Here is an 18,841-nt window from a genome sequence, read left to right as displayed (position 1 = left end):
TCCTTCTTCCGTGGACCGCCTACCGGGTTAGCTGTCGGGTTCGGGCGAACGGAAGACGCCCTACGGACCTCGCTGAGCGCGGTCCGATTCACCCCGGTTCTGCATGGTGGGTCCCCGGTTCCGAACTCCGTTGGAGGGAGGCCGGATTCGGCGCAGGCCGCCCGTCTCGACGTGGTTCGCCGGGAGGGGTACGGGCCGCCTGGTCGAGCACGCTAGCCAACTCGTGTATCTGCTGTGAAGGTTGATGTTCGATATGTCCGATACATTTTCGTGACCTTTTTCCGTGGGCGGCCCGCGAGCGGCAGCCGGTCGCCTGGTGGATTCGTCCCGTCACGTACCGTGGCCCGCCCACGGGTGTCCCGGTGCGGCCACGGATTGTCGGTCCGGCCGCCTAGACTCGTTAAGCGATGAGCAGCCTCTTTGACGACAGCTTCCTGGCGGACCTCCGGCCCGACGCGGACGAGCCCCCGCCGCCCCCCGAGGAATCGGCACCGGAGCAGCTTCCGGACGACCTCTTCCAGGGTGCGTTCGACGTGCCTCCGGCCCGTGACGGCTACTACCGGGACGGCGCGCCGCGCCCCGTCGTGGACCCGGCCGCGCTGCTGGAGGGGCTGAACGAGCAGCAGCGTGCCGCCGTCGTGCACACAGGGTCACCGTTGCTCATCGTGGCCGGGGCCGGCTCCGGCAAGACCCGGGTGCTCACGCACCGTATCGCCCACCTGCTGGGGACCCGCCACGTCCACCCCGGCCAGATACTGGCGATCACCTTCACCAACAAGGCCGCCGGCGAGATGAAGGAGCGCGTCGAGCAGCTGGTGGGTCCCCGTGCGAACGCGATGTGGGTCATGACCTTCCACAGCGCGTGCGTGCGCATCCTGCGGCGCGAGTCGAAGAAGCTGGGCTTCACCTCGTCGTTCTCGATCTACGACGCGGCCGACTCGAAGCGGCTGATGTCGCTGGTCTGCCGTGATCTCGACCTGGACCCGAAGAAGTTCCCCCCGAAGTCCTTCAGTGCCAAGATCTCCAACCTGAAGAACGAGCTGATCGACGAGGAGACCTACGCCGACCAGGCTCTCGGGGCCGGCGGCTCCGGGGGAGGGTTCGAGAAGACGCTGGCCGAGGCGTACCGGATGTACCAGGCGAGGCTGCGCGAGGCCAACGCCCTGGACTTCGACGACATCATCATGACGACGGTCCATCTGCTCCAGGCGTTCCCGGACGTCGCCGAGCACTACCGGCGCCGCTTCCGGCACGTCCTCGTCGACGAGTACCAGGACACCAACCACGCCCAGTACACGCTCGTGCGCGAGCTGGTGGGCACGGGTTACGAGGACCTGGACCCGGCCGAGCTGTGCGTCGTCGGTGACGCCGACCAGTCGATCTACGCCTTCCGCGGCGCGACCATCCGCAACATCCTCCAGTTCGAGGAGGACTACCCGGACGCCACCACGATCCTGCTGGAGCAGAACTACCGCTCCACCCAGACGATCCTGTCGGCCGCCAACGCCGTCATCGAGCGCAACGAGTCCCGCCGCCCCAAGAACCTGTGGACGAACGCGGGCGAGGGCGCGCAGATCACCGGCTACGTCGCGGACACCGAGCACGACGAGGCCCAGTTCGTCGCCGACGAGATCGACCGGCTCACCGACCAGGGCGAGGCGAAAGCCGGTGACGTCGCCGTCTTCTACCGCACGAACGCCCAGTCGCGCGTGTTCGAGGAGATCTTCATCCGCGTCGGCCTGCCCTACAAGGTCGTCGGCGGTGTCCGCTTCTACGAGCGCAAGGAGGTCCGCGATGTGCTGGCCTACCTGCGCGTTCTCGCCAACCCCGAGGACAACGTCCCGCTGCGCCGCATCCTGAACGTGCCCAAACGCGGCATCGGCGAGCGCGCGGAGGCGATGATCGACGCGCTCGCACTCCGGGAGAGGATCACCTTCCCGCAGGCCCTGCGGCGCGTCGACGAGGCGTACGGCATGGCGGCCCGCTCGGCGAACGCGGTCAAGCGGTTCAACGTGCTGATGGAAGAGCTGCGCACCATCGTCGACTCGGGTGCCGGCCCCGCGGTCGTGCTCGAGGCGGTTCTGGAGCGGACGGGCTACCTCGCCGAGCTGCAGGCGTCCACGGACCCGCAGGACGAGACCCGTATCGAGAACCTCCAGGAACTGGCTGCCGTGGCGCTCGAGTTCGAGCAGGACCGCGGTGAGGAGGAGGGCACGGGCACGCTCGCGGAGTTCCTGGAGAAGGTCGCGCTCGTCGCCGACTCCGACCAGATCCCCGACGAGGACGCGGAGGGAACCGGTGTCATCACGCTGATGACACTGCACACCGCCAAGGGCCTCGAATTCCCCGTCGTGTTCCTCACCGGCATGGAGGACGGCGTCTTCCCGCACATGCGGGCGCTCGGACAGACCAAGGAGCTCGAGGAGGAGCGGCGCCTGGCCTACGTCGGCATCACCCGCGCCCGCGAACGGCTCTATCTGACCCGCTCGTCGATGCGCAGCGCATGGGGCCAGCCCTCGTACAACCCGCCGTCGCGCTTCCTCGAGGAGATCCCCGGTCAGCACCTGACCTGGAAGCGCACGGGCCCGATGGCCGCGCCCGCCGGGCCGACGTCCAAGATCGCGTCCTCGCTCTCCTCGTCCCGCTCGCGCGGCGGTGCCTCGGGCTTCGCCACGCGGCGTACGAGCGACAAGCCGGTGATCTCCCTGGTGGTGGGCGACCGGGTCACCCACGACCAGTTCGGTCTGGGCACCGTGGTCGAGGTGAAGGGCATGGGCTCCGAGGCCCAGGCGACGATCGACTTCGGGGACGAGAAGCCCAAGCGGCTGCTGCTGCGGTACGCCCCGGTCGAGAAGCTCTGACGGCGAAAGCCGGCCCCTTCGGGGGCCGGCTCACGTCGGTAGGACTTCTGCTGCCTGCCGCTCGGCAGGCTACGTGGGGTCGAGGCCGTGGCTGCGAAGCCAGGGCAGCGGGTCGATGGCCGCGCCGCCGCCGGGCCGGACCTCGAAGTGCAGGTGCGGGCCCGTGGAGTTGCCGGAGTTGCCCGAGTAGGCGATCACGTCACCGGCCTTGACCGTACCCGAGCGGATCTTGGTGCTGCTCAGGTGGCAGTACCAGGTCTCCGTGCCGTCGGCCGCGGTCACGATGGCCATGTTGCCGTAGGCGCCGTTCCACTGGGTGCGGACGGTGCCGTCCGTCGCCGCCATGACCTCGGTGCCGTACTGGACGGGGAAGTCGATACCGGTGTGCAGTGACATCCAGTTGACGCCGGACTGACCGTAGCGCGCGCTGAGCTGGTGCAGCTTCACCGGCAGCATGAACTTGGGGCGCAGCGCCTCACGGCGGGCGGCCTCCTCCTCGCGCTTCTTCTTCTCCGCGGCCTGACGCGCCTTGAGATCGATGCGTTCCTGGGTGCGGGAGGCGCGGTCGCCGAAGTCACGGGCGTCGGCGCTGAGCGCGGCGAGCTGGGTGTCCATGGCGTTGTTCGCCTCGACCGGCTTCACGGAAGCGGGGTCGGGGGCCGCCACGTTGCTCTTGTCGTCCTGCGGCTCGCTGCCGAGGCCGCTGACCGACGCGGCGGCGACACCTGCGACGCCCATCACGCAGGCGGAGGGCACGGCGACGGTGAGGAGCGCCGAGCGCCTGGCCGGTGTACGGCGGCGGCCACGGCTTCCGCCGGCGCGGCGAACCGGCCGGGGAACGACGGGGGTGGCGGGCACGACCGGTACGGCGTCCATGGTCCGGGTCAGTGCGTCATGATCGGACTCGGCGCCGTCCTGCGGGGGTTCGGAGTCGCTCTCGGCTGCCGCCTCGTGCTCGGGACGGTACTCCGCGTACTCCGCGTACTCCGAGATCTGGCCGTCGTGCGCGCCCTCTGCCTCGAAGTCCGTTCCCGTCTCGGCCTGCGGCTGCGCCTCGAAGGCGTAGGCGTCCTCGTACGTGCCGTTCGTCCCGTAGGCGTCGTTCGTCTCGTACGTGCCGTATGTCTCGTGCTGCTCGTACTCGGTGGCCTGGGTGAACCCCTGCTCCGGAGCGAACTGTTGCGGGACGAGGCCGTCCGGCGTGGCGGAGTTCCACGCCGTGGCGTCGTACGTGCCGCTGTCGAAGGTGCCGGGTGCCCATTGGCCGGTCGCGTCATGGGTGAAGGTCGCCGCGGCCGTCTCGTACTGGCCGGTCCCGCCCGCCTCGTTCCACGCGCCGGCGTCCCACTGGCCGGTGGTGTCGTACTGCGCGTACTGCTGCTGGGGCTCGTACGACTGCTGTTCGTACTGCTCGTACTGTTCGAACTGCTGAGCCTGCTGCGGCTGTTGGGCCTGCTGCGCCGATGCGTAGCCGTCGTAACCGACGGTCCCGTGGGCACCGGTGTCCCATTGGGACGAGTCGTACTGGCCGCTGTGCCCCGCTTCGTAACTGCCCGGCATGGCGCCGAAGAGCGGGTCCGAGTCGTAGCTGCCGGTGGCATAGCCGTCGTACCCGGCGTGGGCGTGCTGGTCGTTCACCAACTTCTCTCTCGCCTCGGCAGCAGGACCTGATTCTGCGGGTCCGCCTGTTTGCACGGGGGGTCCCGGGGGGAAGCAGTGGCGCGACTGTACCCGGCGGTACGCGACGGCGACAATCTTCGGCGGGATCTACGCAATCAGGAAACGGGCATTCAGTCGCGTTTCGGCGGTCCAAGGGCGGAGCTTTGGCCCTACGTTCGAGAAGTGTTCGAAGATTTGGCGGCGATCGGTCACTTCAAGCGACGGAAGCGGCCCCGGAGGAAGAGTCCGCCTCCGACACGCCCGACTCGAGGGCGTCGCGGATGCCGTCGGCCACCGCGGGGTGAACCGGCAGTGCGAGATGGCCGATTCCGCTCACTTGCACGTTCTGTACGAGTAGGTCTGGATGGTCGAGGCGGGCCGTCTCGACCGGCACCATGATCCGGTCCAGATCGCTCCAGAAGCTGACGAACCGGGTGCGGCAGCCGGGTGCCGGCAGACGCAGCTCCGCGATCACCGACGAGTCCGGACGCATCTGCCGCACGATCGGGTGCGCGCTCGCGAGCCTGGCGACGGTCGTGCCGCGGTGCGGCGTGCCGAGCGTCACCAGGGTGCGGACGCGGCGGTCCCCGCCGAGCCGCTGGACGTAGTAGCGGGCGATCAGACCGCCGAGACTGTGCCCGACGATGTCGACCTGGTGCCTGCCGGTGCGCGCGCAGATCTCCTCTATGTGGCGGCCGAGGAGATCCGCCGCGGCACGGATGTCGCAAGTGAGCGGTGAGTAGTTGAGGCACTCGACGTGATGGGGGCCCTGCCGGGCGAGGGCCCGGCGGAGCAGTACGAACACGGAGCGGTTGTCGACGAAGCCGTGCAGCAGGACCGTCGGCACGACCGCCGCACCCTTCCCCAGGCCCGGTCCGCGAACGGCGCGGGAGCGGCGCTCGGGGGTGAGCCCGGTGGGATACAGGAGCAGATGCCCGGCGAGGATCACCAGCTCCAGCGCCGTGGCCCGCAACAGCGCGGCGGGCAACTGCGGAACGAAGGGCAGGGTCCTGAGAAAAGGCAGAGCCTTCACGTCGACCTCCCGTCGGCACGGCGGGGGCGGCTCTCCCCGCGTGCCCTCATGGGAAGCGCGCGCGCCCGCGGACGGTGCGGTCGTCTCTCCACGGTGTCGGTGCCGCACCACCGTGCCGTGCGGCTGGCGGCACGGTGGTACGACGACCTGTTGTGGACCTGCGGCGACTCCCCGCGCGACGCTGCCTGCGGGGGCCGCGCGGGGGGCGTGCGCGATGCCTGTAGCGGGTACGACGCTCAGCGAAAAATGTCCCAGGTGTGATTTCCCCCTCCCCGCGCACCGCGAAACGGCCGCTTGCGGGATGCTGGAGATAACGTTCGTTCACTCTCCGCGCCTCCGTACGGGTCGCGGGGACCCAGGAGGCAGTGATGGGTGTGACTGGTCCGATCCGCGTGGTGGTGGCCAAGCCGGGTCTCGACGGCCACGACCGCGGCGCCAAGGTCATCGCGCGGGCGCTGCGCGACGCCGGCATGGAGGTCATCTACACCGGGCTCCACCAGACGCCCGAGCAGATCGTCGACACGGCGATTCAGGAGGATGCCGACGCGATCGGCCTCTCGATCCTCTCCGGCGCGCACAACACGCTCTTCGCCAAGGTCATCGAGCTCCTGAAGGACCGCGACGCGGAGGACATCAAGGTCTTCGGCGGCGGGATCATCCCGGAGGCGGACATCGCGCCGCTGAAGGACAAGGGCGTCGCGGAGATCTTCACACCGGGCGCGACGACGACGTCGATCGTGGCCTGGGTCAACGCGAACGTCCGCGTGCCGGCGTAACCGGGCGGAGCCCGGTCTTTGCGTGTCTCGGGCCGGGCCCGGTCGTGTTGCTTGGCGTCTTCCGGGCGTGGCCCGGTCGGGTCTCGGGCGTTGCCCGGTCCGTGTTGCTTGGTGTCCGGGTGCCGCTCCGGGGGGCATGTCCGGGACTGCTTTCCCGAACCTGCCTCCCCCTAGGCTCACGACGCCTTACGTCCCGAACACGCCCCCTGCGCGTCCCCCTCCCCCGGCCCACGCCCCCGCCGGAGCGCCGGTGCAGGCGCCTGCCCCGTACCCCGGCAGCGGATCTACCTGCGGGTGGGCCGGCCCCCGGTGACGGGACTGTCAGCCTGTCAGGACTGGCGGGCCGTCCCTGTGCCTGGGCGGCACCCGTGGCCCGTTGAGGGCGCGTCACCCCGCACCCAGCGGCGACGGGTTCGCTCACGCGGGCGGGGCGGGAGCCGATGGGCCGGCGAGGGGCCCCTCCCGATACCCGGCACGGGCCTTGGGAACGACCAGGACTGGCACGGGGCCCACCGGCGGGAGGGGGGCGGGGGCGGAGGAGGGGGGTGAGCGGACGTAGAGCGTCGTAAGCCTAGGGGGACGCAGGCTCGGGAAAGCAGTCCGCGATCCCCCCTCCGCAGCCACCGACCCCCGCGCCACCCACAACCCGACCGCGCCCCACCGGCGCGCACCGCAGCCACCGACCCCCGCACCACCCACACACCCCATCGGAACAACCGCGCCGCTACGGCGCGAGTTCGGCGTGCATCGTCGCGCGCAGACGCAACGTGGAGACCAGCCGCTGGAACGCCTCCGACCAGTACCCTCCCGCCCCCGGTGACGCGTCCTCCTGCTCGTCCGGCGTCGCCGTGAGAGCCTCCAGCCGCCCGGCCTCGTCGGGGGACAGGCAGCGTTCCGCGAGCCCCATGACACCGCTGAAGCTCCACGGGTAGCTGCCGGCGTCGCGGGCGATGTCGAGCGCGTCGACGACGGCCCGGCCCAGCGGCTCCGCCCACGGCACCTCGCACACGCCGAGCAGCTGGAACGCCTCGGACAGGCCGTGCGCGGCTATGAACCGGGCGACCCATGAGGCGCGTTCCCCGTCCGGCAGGGTCGCGAGGAGTTTGGACCGCTCGGCCGGCGACGTCGTGCCCGGCCCGGTCGACGGTGGCGCGGCCGGCGGCCCGAGGAGGGCGCGGGACCAGTCGGCGTTGTGCTGGCGGACCGCCGCCCGGCACCATGCGGCGTGCAGTTCGTCCGCCCAGTCGTCGGACACCGGCAGTGCGACGATCTCGTCGGCCGAGCGCCCGCCGAGCCGGTCCCGCCACACGGACAGGGGGGCGGCCTCGACCAGTTGACCGAGCCACCACGACCGTTCGCCGCGTCCTGCCGGGGGGTTCGGCACGATGCCGTCCCGTTGCATGTCCGCGTCGCATTCGTGCGGCGCCTCCACGACGATCACCGGCTGCGCGTCGCCGCTGCGGTCCATCGCGACGCAGGACGCGGCACGTCCGGCCATTCGTCCGGCGAGGGTGGAGTGCGGCAGGGCGGAGAGGAGTTCGGCCGCTGTGGACCGGACGTTGCGGCTGCGGTCGGACAGTGCCTGCTCGAGGAACGGCTCGTCGTCGTCGGACAGTTCGGCCCGGAGTGAATCGAGGAACATCAGCCGGTCCTCCGCACGCTCCGTGGACCAGGTGGAGCCGAGCAGTCGCAGCGCCGCGCCGGCGTCGTGGGCGCGCACAGCCGCGAGCAGTGCGACGCGTTCCGCGAACAGTCCCTCGTCCCAGAGCTTTCGCACGGCGTCTTCGTCCTCGGGCCGTGGCATGGCGGACCCCCGGGATCCGCCGCGCAGGGCGAACTTCCACTCGGGGTTGAGCCGGGCGAGCCAGATTCCGCGCGGTCCGGCGAACGCCAGGGCCTGCGGACGCAGGTCCGTACGCGCGCGAGCCGCGTCCAGCAGCGCGGGGAGCGCGGATTCCGGAGCCCGGTAGCCGTGCTCGTCGGCGGCGGCGAGCCATTGGGGGAGCAGTTCGGTCAGGTCGGGGGCGGTGCCGCGTCTGCCTGCCGATCCCGAGGGTCCGGATCGGTCGGCCAGCAGTTGGGCGAGGCGTCGCCGAGCGGGCGCCGGCAGGGCGCGGCGCGCATCGTGGGGCGCGGGCTCGGGCGGTGTGCCGCCGGCTGCCCGCGTCGCGGGAAGCAGCCCCGCCCGGCGCCGCACGGTGTGCAGCGCGGCCGCGTCGAGCAGGGCGACGGCCGGCTCCTTGCCGGCGGGTGTCGTGCCGGCCGGCGGCGTCCGGCGGTCGGTGCCGAGCAGGGCCGAGGTGACGAGCTCTTCCCACGGCGAGGTACGAGCGGTGCTGGTCATGAATCCCCCAGTGTTCAGATCAGCGGGACTGTCTCCGACATGTCCCCGGGCCAGGCGGTCAGCGGCACGAAGCCTCGGTGGCCGAACTCACCGAAGACCGTGAGAGGCCGGCCTCCGGCGAGCGCGACGAGCTTCCACAGCCCCGGACGGCCGAGTGCGACGGCGGCGACGGGCAGGGCGTCGCCGTCGGCGTCCACGAGCTGCCAGCCGTCCCCGTCGGGCACGGGTGTCACGTCGGTGAGCGTGACCGGCCAGGAATCCAGCCAGGGGTCGTCGCGCAGGGCCCGTCCGTAGGCGTCGACCGCCGATGCGCACGGCCCGCCCGGTGGTGGCGTGTCGATGGCGACCGGCGGGGTGAACTGCTCGCCCAGCTCTCCGCGCGGCCGGCTGCCCTCGTACGCGGTGATCTCGGCGTCGATCATCAGCCCCACGGGCAGGGCCGACTGCGGCGGGCGGCCCGCCGCGCCGAACGAGAGCAGCAACGCGGCTTGTCGTGACCGGCGCCCGTACAGCCAGATGCGGCGGGTGGTGAGCTTGCCGTCGGAGGAGTCGTACTGAGCGAGGACGAGCCACTGGTCCCGGACGGCGGGGCCCCGCGCGGGCGAGGGGAGCCCGACCCGGGTGCGGACGGTTGCGGCCAGCGGCTCCGGCAGCCGTTCGCGCGCCAGCCAGGCGGAGTCCAGCAGATGGACCATGGAGCACTCCTCCAGCAGCCGGACCGGCCAGCCGGTCCCGGAGCCGACGACGGCCCCCAACTCGCGGACGCGCGTGGCGAGTCCCGGAGCCTGGGCGTCGACCATCCGGGCGGCGGTCTCCTCCCACAGGCCGTACCCGGACTGTTCGGCGGCGGCGAGGCCGCCCCGCAGCAGGTCGGCGAGCCGCTGTTCCAGCTCGGTGGCGCCCGCCGTGATTCGCTCCGCGCGGCGCTCGGCACGCCGTCCGGCGGCTTCCGGGTCGACGCTCTTCGCGGCCGTGCCGGAGCCGGTGTTCGCCCCTTCCTTGCCGGCGGCGCGGTCCCTGCGTCCGGACAGCCATTCCTCCGCCCAGTCCGGCACGGAGTCGCAGTCCCCCACGGTCCGCTCGTCGGACGCCCAGAGCAGCAGCAGGCCCAGCGCGTGCTTGCACGGGAATTTCCGGCTGGGACAACTGCACTTGTAGGCCGGGCCGGTGATGTCGATCACGGTCCGGTAGGGCTTGCTTCCGCTTCCTTTGCACAGGCCCCACACGGCCCCCGACTCGTCGCAGCCCGCGGACGACCAGGGGCCCGCCGCGCCCAGCTTGCTTCCTGCCCTGCGTGACGCCTCGTCAGGCGCGAGTGACAGCACCTGCTCCGTGGCCCATCGGGCCCGCTGAGTCATGATGCGCGACTCCGTTCCCCCGTTTGTCAGAAGCATGGGAACGACGCTACGACCGACCACTGACAATCGTCCCGGCCGGGCGAATTCCCCGACGTCATAACGCTGTTGGCTCCGCCCTGCCTTTGCTGCGTTGAGTTCGACGGTAAATCAGGGTTTTCGGGGGGATATTCCATGAAGCGCTCGACCCGCACGGCGCTCCGCGGCGCCATGGCCGCCGGCCTCGTCGCCGCTCTGGCCCTCGCCCTCGGCGCGTGTTCCGACGACGTGGTCGAGCAGGTCGACCAGGCGGTCGACGAGACGTACGAGGTGACGTACGAGGTCACCGGCAGCAGCGTCGAGTCGATCCAGTTCCACGGCGGTGGCGGCGATGCGCTGAACCCGAGGACCGAGACGGTGGAAGGGCCGACCCTGCCGTGGAGGAAGACCGTCACGCTGCGCGGCATCATGCCCGCGGCCGTGATGCCGGTCGCCGCCGACCCCGCCGGCGCCGAGGTCGTCTGCCGGATCACGCACAAGGGCAAGGTTCTCGCCGAGGAGAACGGCGAAGGCCTGGTGACGTCGGGCGGTTGTGTGGCGGAGTCCCCGGTCGGCGGCTGACGCCTTTCGAGTACCCCGCATTCCACTGCTGACCTGCGCTCATGTCGCCCGGCAGGGTCGACTGTCAGTGGCATGGTGCACGGTGGATCCCACATCAGGTCGACGATCTGGAGGGGGATCCATGACCGTGTCAGAAACCGCCGCGGCAACGGGGGGCGAGGCCCTGCGGCCCCACGCGGAGGACGCGTTCGCCGACGAACTGAGCGCGCTCGCGGCTGCCGACGACCGGCCCCGCCCGGTCAACTGGCGGCTGTCGCCGTGGGCTGTCTCCACCTACCTGCTCGGCGGCACGCTCACCGACGGCACGGTGATCACGCCGAAGTACGTGGGGCCCCGGCGGATCGTCGAGGTCGCCGTCACCACGCTCGCCACCGACCGCGCACTCCTGCTCCTCGGTGTGCCCGGCACCGCGAAGACATGGGTCTCCGAGCATTTGGCCGCGGCCGTCAGCGGGGACTCCACCCTCCTTGTGCAGGGCACCGCCGGCACGCCGGAAGAGGCCATCCGTTACGGCTGGAACTACGCGCAACTGCTGGCGCACGGCCCGAGCCGGGACGCGCTGGTGCCGAGCCCTGTCATGCGCGCCATGTCCGACGGGATGACCGCGCGGGTCGAGGAGCTGACCCGCATCCCGGCGGATGTGCAGGACACGCTCATCACGATCCTGTCCGAGAAGACGCTGCCCGTCCCCGAGCTGGGGCAGGAGGTGCAGGCCGTACGCGGCTTCAACCTCATCGCCACCGCCAACGACCGCGACCGCGGGGTCAACGACCTTTCCAGCGCCCTGCGAAGGCGTTTCAACACCGTCGTACTGCCGCTGCCCCGGACAGCGGACGACGAAGTGGACATCGTGTCCCGGCGCGTTGACCAGATAGGGCGCTCGCTCGATCTGCCGGCCGCCCCGGAGGGCCTCGAGGAGATCCGCCGCGTCGTCACCGTCTTCCGTGAGCTGCGCGACGGCGTGTCCACCGACGGCCGCACGAAGATCAAGTCCCCTTCGGGGACGCTGTCGACGGCCGAGGCGATCTCCGTCGTCACGGGCGGTCTCGCCCTGGCCGCGCACTTCGGTGACGGCGTGCTGCGACCGGGGGACGTGGCGGCGGGGATCCTCGGCGCGGTCGTGCGTGACCCGGCGGCCGACCGGGTCGTCTGGCAGGAGTACCTGGAGACCGTGGTGCGCGAGCGGGACGGCTGGAAGGACTTCTACCGCGCCTGCCGCGAGGTGAGCGCATGACAGGCCCGCTCCTGCTCGGGGTCCGCCACCACGGGCCCGGCTCGGCCCGGGCGGTGCGGGCCGCGCTGGAGGCGGCGGCGCCCGCGGCCGTGCTGATCGAGGGCCCACCGGAGGGTGACGCCCTGCTGCCGCTGGCCGCGGACGAGCAGATGCGGCCGCCGGTCGCTCTCCTCGCACACGCCACGGACGACCCCGGCAGAGCCGCGTTCTGGCCGATGGCGGAGTTCTCCCCCGAGTGGGTGGCGATCCGATGGGCGCTGGCCAACGGCGCGGCCGTGCGCTTCATCGACCTGCCCGCGGCGCACTCGCTCGCGCTGACCGAGGAGGACCTCCCCGAACCGGGGGACGGCGGCGCGGATACGCCCGATCTGCGCATCGACCCGATCGCGGTGCTCGCGGAGACCGCCGGATACGACGACCCGGAGCGCTGGTGGGAGGACGTCGTCGAGCTCCGGACCACACCGCCGGCCGACGGCCCTGGCCATGCCGCGGCCCCGGAGAGCGACACCGCCCGGACGGATCCGTTCGCGCCGTTCGCGGCTCTCGAGGAGGCCATGACGGCCCTGCGGGAGGCGTACGGCCACGGCGGGCACGACCGCGACCTCGCCCGTGAGGCCTATATGCGGCTCCAGTTGCGGGCAGCCGGGAAGGAGTTCGGGGGCGACGCCGTCGCCGTCGTCTGCGGCGCGTGGCACGTCCCGGCCCTCCGGGCCAGGACGACCGTCACCGCAGACAGGGCCTGCCTCAAGGGGCTGCCCAAGGTCAGGACGGAGATGACGTGGGTCCCGTGGACCCACCGCAGACTGGCCCGCCGCTCCGGCTACGGCGCGGGCATCGATTCGCCCGGCTGGTACGGGCACCTCTTCGGCGCGGCCGACCGGCCCGTCGAACGCTGGATGACCAAGGTGGCGCGGCTGCTGAGGGACGAGGACCGGATGGTGTCCTCCGCCCACGTCATCGAGGCGGTCCGGCTCGCCGAGACCCTGGCGGTGATGCGGGGCCGGCCGCTCGCGGGGCTGTCCGAGACCCTCGACGCCGTGCGGGCCGTGATGTGCGACGGCTCCGACGTGCCGCTCGACCTCGTCAGGGACCGGCTCGTTGTCGGCGACGCTCTCGGCGAGGTGCCCGACACGGCCCCCGCCGTACCGCTGCAGCGCGATCTGGCACGGCAGCAGCGCAGCCTGCGGCTCAAGCCGGAGGCGCTCGAGCGCGAGCTGGAACTCGACCTGCGCAAGGAGAATGACGCCGCCAGGAGCAGGCTGCTGCACCGGCTGCGGCTGCTCACGGTCGCCTGGGGCGAGCCGGCCGCGGGCCGGGGGAGCACCGGTACGTTCCGGGAGAGCTGGCGGCTCCGCTGGGAGCCCGAGCTGGCCGTGAAAGTGGCGGAGGCCGGTGTCTGGGGAACCACGGTGCTCTCCGCGGCGACCGCCAAGGCCGAGGCGAGGGCGGCATCCGCGACGGCTCTCGCGGAGGTGACCGAACTGGCCGAGCAGTGCCTCCTGGCCGATCTGCCCGACGCTCTGCCCACGGTGATGCGTGCTCTCGCGGACCGGGCCGCCCTCGACGCCGACGTGGGCCACCTCGCGAAGGCGCTGCCGGCGCTGGCCCGCTCGCTTCGCTACGGCGATGTGCGCGCCACCGACACGGCCGCGCTGGGGGAGGTCGCCACGGGGCTCGCCGAGCGGATCTGCGTCGGCCTGCCGCCCGCCTGTACCGGGCTCGACGCGGACGGGGCGGCCGAGATGCGCGGTCACATCGACGGTGTGCACGCCGCCGTCGGGCTGTTGCCGGACGCCCACGGCACGGGCGGGCGCTGGCGGTCCGCACTGCACGCGCTGGCGGGCCGGGACTCCGTCCCCGGGGTGATCCGGGGCCGTGCGGCACGTCTCCTCCTCGACGAGGGGCACCTCGAGGAGGAGGAGGCCGCGAGACTGATGGCTCTCGCGCTCTCCGCCGGCACCGAGCCGGCCCAGGCGGCAGCCTGGATTGAGGGCTTCGTCGGAGGAGCCGCCGGGGGCGGACTGCTGCTGGTCCACGACGAGCGTCTGCTCGGGCTTGTCGACTCGTGGCTCACCGGCGTGCCGCCGGAAGCCTTCACCGATGTGCTGCCGCTGCTGCGCCGCACCTTCTCCGCGTACGAGCCGGGGGTCCGCCGCACGCTGGGCGAACTGGTACGGCGCGGGCCGGGGGCGTCGGCCGGACCGGCGGGGACGGACGCCGGGGCCCTCGGTTTCGGGGCCGGACTCGACACCACGCGCGCGGACGCGGTGCTTCCGGTGCTGCGGCTGCTGCTCGGCATCGACGACAACGACCTTGTGGGGGTGACCCGATGACCGCGAGCACGAACCCGAACCCGAACCCGAGCACGAACCCGAGCACCAGCACGTCCACGACCGCCGGTGTGGACGACGAGCGGCTGCGACGGTGGCGGCTGGTGCTGGGCGGCGAGCCCGGCGCCGACGGCACCGGCCGTACGCTCACCGGCACGGACGCGGCGATGGACGGGGCGCTCAGCTCCCTCTACGGCAAGGGCTCCGGCAGCACGGGACGCGGCGGCAGCAGGTCGGCGGGGCTCGGCGCCTCCGCGCCGTCCGTCGCCCGCTGGCTGGGTGACATCCGCACGTACTTCCCGAGTTCCGTCGTCCAGGTCATGCAGCGCGACGCGATCGACCGGCTCGGCCTCTCCGCGCTGCTGCTGGAGCCCGAGATGCTGGAGGCCGTCGAGGCCGACGTACACCTCGTCGGCACTCTGCTCTCGCTCCACAAGGCGATGCCGGAGACGACGAAGGAGACTGCCCGCGCTGTCGTCCGCAAGGTCGTCGACGAACTGGAGAAGAAACTCGCCACCCGCACCCGGTCGACGCTGAGCGGGGCGCTCGACCGATCGGCGAGGATCTGCAGGCCGCGTCACCGCGACATCGACTGGGACCGCACGATCCGGGCCAACCTCAAGAACTTCCTCCCGGAGTTCGGCACCGTCGTCCCCGAACGTCTCATCGGATACGGCCGCGCCTCCCAGGCCGTGAAGAAGGAAGTGGTGCTCTGCATCGATCAGTCAGGGTCGATGGCGGCGTCCGTCGTCTACGCGTCGGTCTTCGGCGCGGTGCTCGCCTCGATGCGTTCCATCGCCACCCGCCTCGTCGTCTTCGACACGGCGGTCGTCGACCTCACCGACCATCTCGACGACCCTGTGGACGTCCTCTTCGGCACCCAGCTCGGCGGCGGAACCGACATCAACAGGGCGTTGGCGTACTGCCAGTCGCAGATCACCCGTCCCGCCGACACCGTCGTCGTACTGATCAGCGACCTCTACGAAGGCGGAATCCGCGACGAGATGCTCAAAAGGGTCGCCGCCATGAAGGCCTCGGGAGTGCAGTTCGTCACTCTGCTCGCGCTCTCCGACGAGGGTTCTCCCGCCTACGACCGCGAGCACGCGGCCGCTCTCGCGGCTCTCGGAGCACCGGCGTTCGCCTGTACACCGGACCTTTTCCCCGACGTCATGGCCGCGGCCATCGAGAAGAGGCCGCTGCCCATACCGGACACGGCGGCTCATCGGTGACGGGTCGTGACATGGTGACCCATCGGTAACATGCAGGTCGCCGACGCGGTCGACCTGTCGCTCGGCGCGGACACCACCGATGGCGCGGAGACCCGTGTCCAGATGGACGACCGGGACGTCGCCGGCCTCGCGCTGGAGCACCGGCTGCCCTCGGCCGACGTCGAGGACGTGACGTCCGACGCCCAGGAGCAGGCCCGCCAGTACGTCGAGGCCGAGCTCCCCTCCTGCGAGCTCCCCTCGTACGAGGTACCCGCAGCCCCCGAGGCGCAGCTGCCGTCCGTGGACGCCCCGGCTGTCGACGCCGACGCCGGCATCGACTGCCTCCTCGGCCCTCTCTCCGCCTTCGCGCACGAGCTCCAGCAGGTTCCCTCCGGCGCCTAGGCCCGCGCCCAGGGCGCGGTCGTTGCCTCCGGCCCGATCGTCGACGAGGCCTCGGCCGCCGTACTGCCGCCCGTCGAGGCGACCGCCGTGGCCGGCGCGCGGCCGGTCGCGGCTCAGGCCGCCGACGACGCGGGCGTCCTCGCCCAGGGCGCCGTCGCCGACGTGCGGCCGTTCGCGGACGGTGTCGTCGGCCACGCCCAGCCGTTCGCCGGCGGCGTGGTCTCCGAGGTGCAGCCGTTCGCGACGGGTGTCGCGGGCGAGGCACGGCCCTTCGCGGCCGGCGTGGTCTCCGAGGTCCAGTCGCTGGTCGACACCGTGGCCGGCCACATCCAGCCGCTCGTCCAGGGGGTGGGCCACAGCGCCACCGGTCCGGCCTACGGCGTGACCGGCCAGGTGGACCCGTTCGCCGCGGGCGTGGTCTCCGAGGTGCGGCCGTTCGTGCAGGACATTGCGACGAACGTCACGGGTGATGTCGTGCCGCTCGCCGGCAACGCCGTTGCCGGTGCGCAGGGCCTCGTCTCCGACGTGACCCCGAGCTACCTGCCGTACGGCATCTGATCAGCGGCCCGGGCGGGCGCCCGCCGGGTGTCCGACCAGGTGACCGGCCATACGGGTGGGATGTCTCCGCGACCCCGGGGGGCGTCCCGCCCGTCCCGTTCGGCGGCGCCCTCGACGGTCGGCAGGGCACGCGGCCGGATGCGCTCTGTGACCGTAATCACCGCTCAGGTGTGATCTGCGATTTAGGGGCGCACGTCCGGCGGGGATAACCTGCCAGGCGGACATGCCGCGCCCACGGACACCGTGTGTGCCTTCCTTGTGACAGAGCTCGTCACGTTGCCCTTCGCGGCACTGCCCACGCAGACAACGAACCGCGATCATCAGAAAAGGGACGGACGCGCGTGGACCTGTTCGAGTACCAGGCGAGGGACCTCTTCGCCAAGCACGGTGTACCGGTGCTGGCCGGTGAAGTCATCGACACGCCTGAGGCGGCGCGCGAGGCGACCGAGCGTCTGGGCGGCCGTTCGGTCGTCAAGGCCCAGGTCAAGGTCGGCGGCCGTGGCAAGGCCGGCGGCGTGAAGCTGGCCGCCACTCCGGACGAGGCCGTCGCTCGCGCGACGGACATCCTCGGGCTGGACATCAAGGGCCACACGGTCCACAAGGTGATGATCGCGGAGACCGCTCCGGAAATCGCCGAGGAGTACTACGTCTCGTACCTCCTCGACCGCACCAACCGCACCTTCCTCGCCATGGCGTCCGTCCAGGGCGGCATGGACATCGAGGAGGTCGCGGAGAAGACCCCCGAGGCCCTCGCGAAGGTCCCGGTCGACGCCAACGAGGGCGTCACCATCGAGAAGGCCCGCGAGATCGTCGCCCAGGCGAAGTTCCCGGCCGAGGTCGCGGAGAAGGTCGCCGAGGTCCTGGTGACCCTGTGGAAGACCTTCATCGCGGAGGACGCGCTCCTCGTCGAGGTCAACCCGCTCGCGAAGGTCGCCAGCGGCGACATCCTCGCCCTCGACGGCAAGGTCTCCCTCGACGAGAACGCCGAGTTCCGTCAGCCGGGCCACGAGGAGTTCGTGGACCACGCCGCAGCCAACCCGCTCGAGGCTGCCGCCAAGGCCAAGAACCTCAACTACGTCAAGCTCGAGGGCGAGGTCGGCATCATCGGTAACGGTGCCGGTCTGGTCATGTCGACCCTGGACGTCGTCGCCTACGCCGGTGAGAACCACGGCGGCGTGAAGCCGGCCAACTTCCTCGACATCGGTGGCGGCGCGTCCGCCCAGGTGATGGCGAACGGTCTGGAGATCATCCTCGGCGACCCGGACGTCAAGTCCGTCTTCGTCAACGTCTTCGGTGGCATCACCGCCTGCGACGAGGTCGCCAACGGCATCGTCCAGGCCCTGGCCCTGCTCGCCGAGAAGGGCGAAGAGGTCACCAAGCCGCTCGTCGTGCGCCTCGACGGCAACAACGCGGAGCTGGGTCGCAAGATCCTCTCCGACGCCAACCACCCGCTGGTCCAGCGCGTGGACACCATGGACGGCGCGGCCGACAAGGCCGCCGAGCTCGCCGCTGCGGCCAAGTAAGGGAAGAGGGACTGTAGAACCATGGCTATCTTCCTGAACAAGGACAGCAAGGTCATCGTCCAGGGCATGACCGGCGCCACCGGCATGAAGCACACCAAGCTCATGCTGGGTGACGGCACCAACATCGTCGGCGGCGTGAACCCGCGCAAGGCCGGCACGTCCGTCGACTTCGACGGCACCGAGGTACCGGTCTTCGGCTCCGTCGCCGAGGCGATGGAGAAGACGGGCGCCGACGTCTCCGTCCTCTTCGTGCCGCCGGCCTTCGCCAAGGCCGCCGTGGTCGAGGCCATCGACGCCGAGATCCCCCTCGCGGTCGTCATCACCGAGGGCATCGCCGTGCACGACTCCGCCGCCTTCTGGGCGTACGCGAAGTCCAAGGGCAACAAGACCCGCATCATCGGCCCGAACTGCCCCGGTCTCATCACGCCGGGCCAGTCCAACGCCGGCATCATCCCGGGCGACATCACCAAGCCCGGCCGCATCGGTCTCGTGTCCAAGTCCGGCACGCTGACCTACCAGATGATGTACGAGCTCCGTGACATCGGCTTCTCCTCCGCCGTCGGCATCGGTGGCGACCCGGTCATCGGTACGACGCACATCGACGCGCTCGCCGCGTTCGAGGCCGACCCCGACACCGACCTGATCGTCATGATCGGTGAGATCGGCGGCGACGCCGAGGAGCGTGCGGCCGACTTCATCAAGGCCAACGTCACCAAGCCGGTCGTCGGTTACGTCGCCGGCTTCACCGCGCCCGAGGGCAAGACCATGGGCCACGCGGGCGCCATCGTCTCCGGCTCCTCCGGCACGGCCGCGGCCAAGAAGGAGGCCCTCGAGGCCGCGGGCGTCAAGGTCGGCAAGACGCCGACCGAGACGGCCAAGCTGGCGCGCGCCATCCTCGCCGGCTGACCTTCCGCAGTACGTGTGTGGGCCCGTCCCGGGTGACCGGGGCGGGCCCACG

At 71.4% G+C, this 18,841-nt stretch carries 14 protein-coding genes and 1 riboswitch; of the genes, 10 read left to right on the top strand and 4 right to left on the bottom strand.

From position 1 onward, the window contains the following. A riboswitch (cyclic di-AMP (ydaO/yuaA leader) is annotated at window positions 1–163 on the bottom strand. Window positions 164–407: 244 nt separating this feature from the next. Next, window positions 408–2,861, top strand: coding sequence for a DNA helicase PcrA (gene pcrA / locus ACFYV1_RS13665; RefSeq protein WP_389395648.1), 2,454 nt, complete (start codon window positions 408–410; stop codon window positions 2,859–2,861). 69 nt (window positions 2,862–2,930) lie between these two features. Here the strand turns inward: pcrA and ACFYV1_RS13660 are convergent, their stop codons facing one another. Together ACFYV1_RS13660 and ACFYV1_RS13655 are read right to left on the bottom strand one after the other, a co-directional pair. Next, complete coding sequence (locus ACFYV1_RS13660) at window positions 2,931–4,499, bottom strand: M23 family metallopeptidase (RefSeq protein ID WP_389395647.1); 1,569 nt, start codon at window positions 4,497–4,499, stop codon at window positions 2,931–2,933. A gap of 235 nt (window positions 4,500–4,734) precedes the next feature. Further along, window positions 4,735–5,553 (bottom strand): esterase/lipase family protein, encoded by an 819-nt coding sequence (locus ACFYV1_RS13655; protein WP_389395646.1) that lies wholly within the window; start codon window positions 5,551–5,553, stop codon window positions 4,735–4,737. Window positions 5,554–5,921: 368 nt separating this feature from the next. Between ACFYV1_RS13655 and ACFYV1_RS13650 the strand changes: the two genes are divergently transcribed. After that, a complete protein-coding gene (locus ACFYV1_RS13650; protein ID WP_389395645.1) occupies window positions 5,922–6,329 on the top strand; it encodes a cobalamin B12-binding domain-containing protein in 408 nt (135 codons plus the stop codon). Window positions 6,330–7,053: 724 nt separating this feature from the next. Here ACFYV1_RS13650 and ACFYV1_RS13645 read toward each other — a convergent pair. Further along, window positions 7,054–8,673 carry a DUF5691 domain-containing protein gene (locus tag ACFYV1_RS13645; protein WP_389395644.1) on the bottom strand — a complete coding sequence of 540 codons (1,620 nt, stop codon included), beginning with the start codon at window positions 8,671–8,673 and terminating at the stop codon, window positions 7,054–7,056. A gap of 14 nt (window positions 8,674–8,687) precedes the next feature. Beyond that, window positions 8,688–10,067 carry an SWIM zinc finger family protein gene (locus ACFYV1_RS13640; RefSeq protein WP_389395643.1) on the bottom strand — a complete coding sequence of 460 codons (1,380 nt, stop codon included), beginning with the start codon at window positions 10,065–10,067 and terminating at the stop codon, window positions 8,688–8,690. Window positions 10,068–10,202: 135 nt separating this feature from the next. Between ACFYV1_RS13640 and ACFYV1_RS13635 the strand changes: the two genes are divergently transcribed. The 8 genes from ACFYV1_RS13635 (at window position 10,203) to sucD (ending at window position 18,789) form a co-directional block, all read left to right on the top strand. Then, a complete protein-coding gene (locus ACFYV1_RS13635) occupies window positions 10,203–10,628 on the top strand; it encodes an MmpS family transport accessory protein (protein ID WP_389395642.1) in 426 nt (141 codons plus the stop codon). 121 nt (window positions 10,629–10,749) lie between these two features. Continuing rightward, the gene (locus ACFYV1_RS13630) at window positions 10,750–11,862 is read left to right on the top strand and encodes an AAA family ATPase (protein WP_389395641.1); all 1,113 of its coding nucleotides are present in this window, start codon (window positions 10,750–10,752) and stop codon (window positions 11,860–11,862) included. Further along, window positions 11,859–14,195, top strand: coding sequence for a DUF5682 family protein (locus ACFYV1_RS13625; protein WP_389395640.1), 2,337 nt, complete (start codon window positions 11,859–11,861; stop codon window positions 14,193–14,195). The genes ACFYV1_RS13630 and ACFYV1_RS13625 overlap by 4 nt, the downstream gene beginning before the upstream one ends. Continuing rightward, a complete protein-coding gene (locus ACFYV1_RS13620) occupies window positions 14,192–15,421 on the top strand; it encodes a VWA domain-containing protein (RefSeq protein ID WP_389395639.1) in 1,230 nt (409 codons plus the stop codon). Before ACFYV1_RS13625 ends, ACFYV1_RS13620 begins: the two co-directional genes overlap by 4 nt. 30 nt (window positions 15,422–15,451) lie before the next feature. After that, complete coding sequence (locus tag ACFYV1_RS13615; protein ID WP_389395638.1) at window positions 15,452–15,802, top strand: hypothetical protein; 351 nt, start codon at window positions 15,452–15,454, stop codon at window positions 15,800–15,802. 87 nt (window positions 15,803–15,889) lie between these two features. Beyond that, window positions 15,890–16,360 (top strand): hypothetical protein, encoded by a 471-nt coding sequence (locus tag ACFYV1_RS13610; protein WP_389395637.1) that lies wholly within the window; start codon window positions 15,890–15,892, stop codon window positions 16,358–16,360. 341 nt (window positions 16,361–16,701) lie between these two features. Next, window positions 16,702–17,883 carry an ADP-forming succinate--CoA ligase subunit beta gene (gene sucC / locus ACFYV1_RS13605; protein WP_389395636.1) on the top strand — a complete coding sequence of 394 codons (1,182 nt, stop codon included), beginning with the start codon at window positions 16,702–16,704 and terminating at the stop codon, window positions 17,881–17,883. 21 nt (window positions 17,884–17,904) lie between these two features. Continuing rightward, window positions 17,905–18,789, top strand: coding sequence for a succinate--CoA ligase subunit alpha (gene sucD / locus ACFYV1_RS13600; protein ID WP_053557004.1), 885 nt, complete (start codon window positions 17,905–17,907; stop codon window positions 18,787–18,789). The last annotated feature ends 52 nt before the right edge of the window (window positions 18,790–18,841 follow it).

Origin of the sequence: Streptomyces sp. NPDC003023 (assembly GCF_042888225.1) — a bacterium.
Taxonomy (GTDB): Bacteria; Actinomycetota; Actinomycetes; order Streptomycetales; family Streptomycetaceae; genus Streptomyces.
Note: the sequence above shows the minus strand (reverse complement) of the source record. Positions and strands in the feature narration are given on the sequence as shown.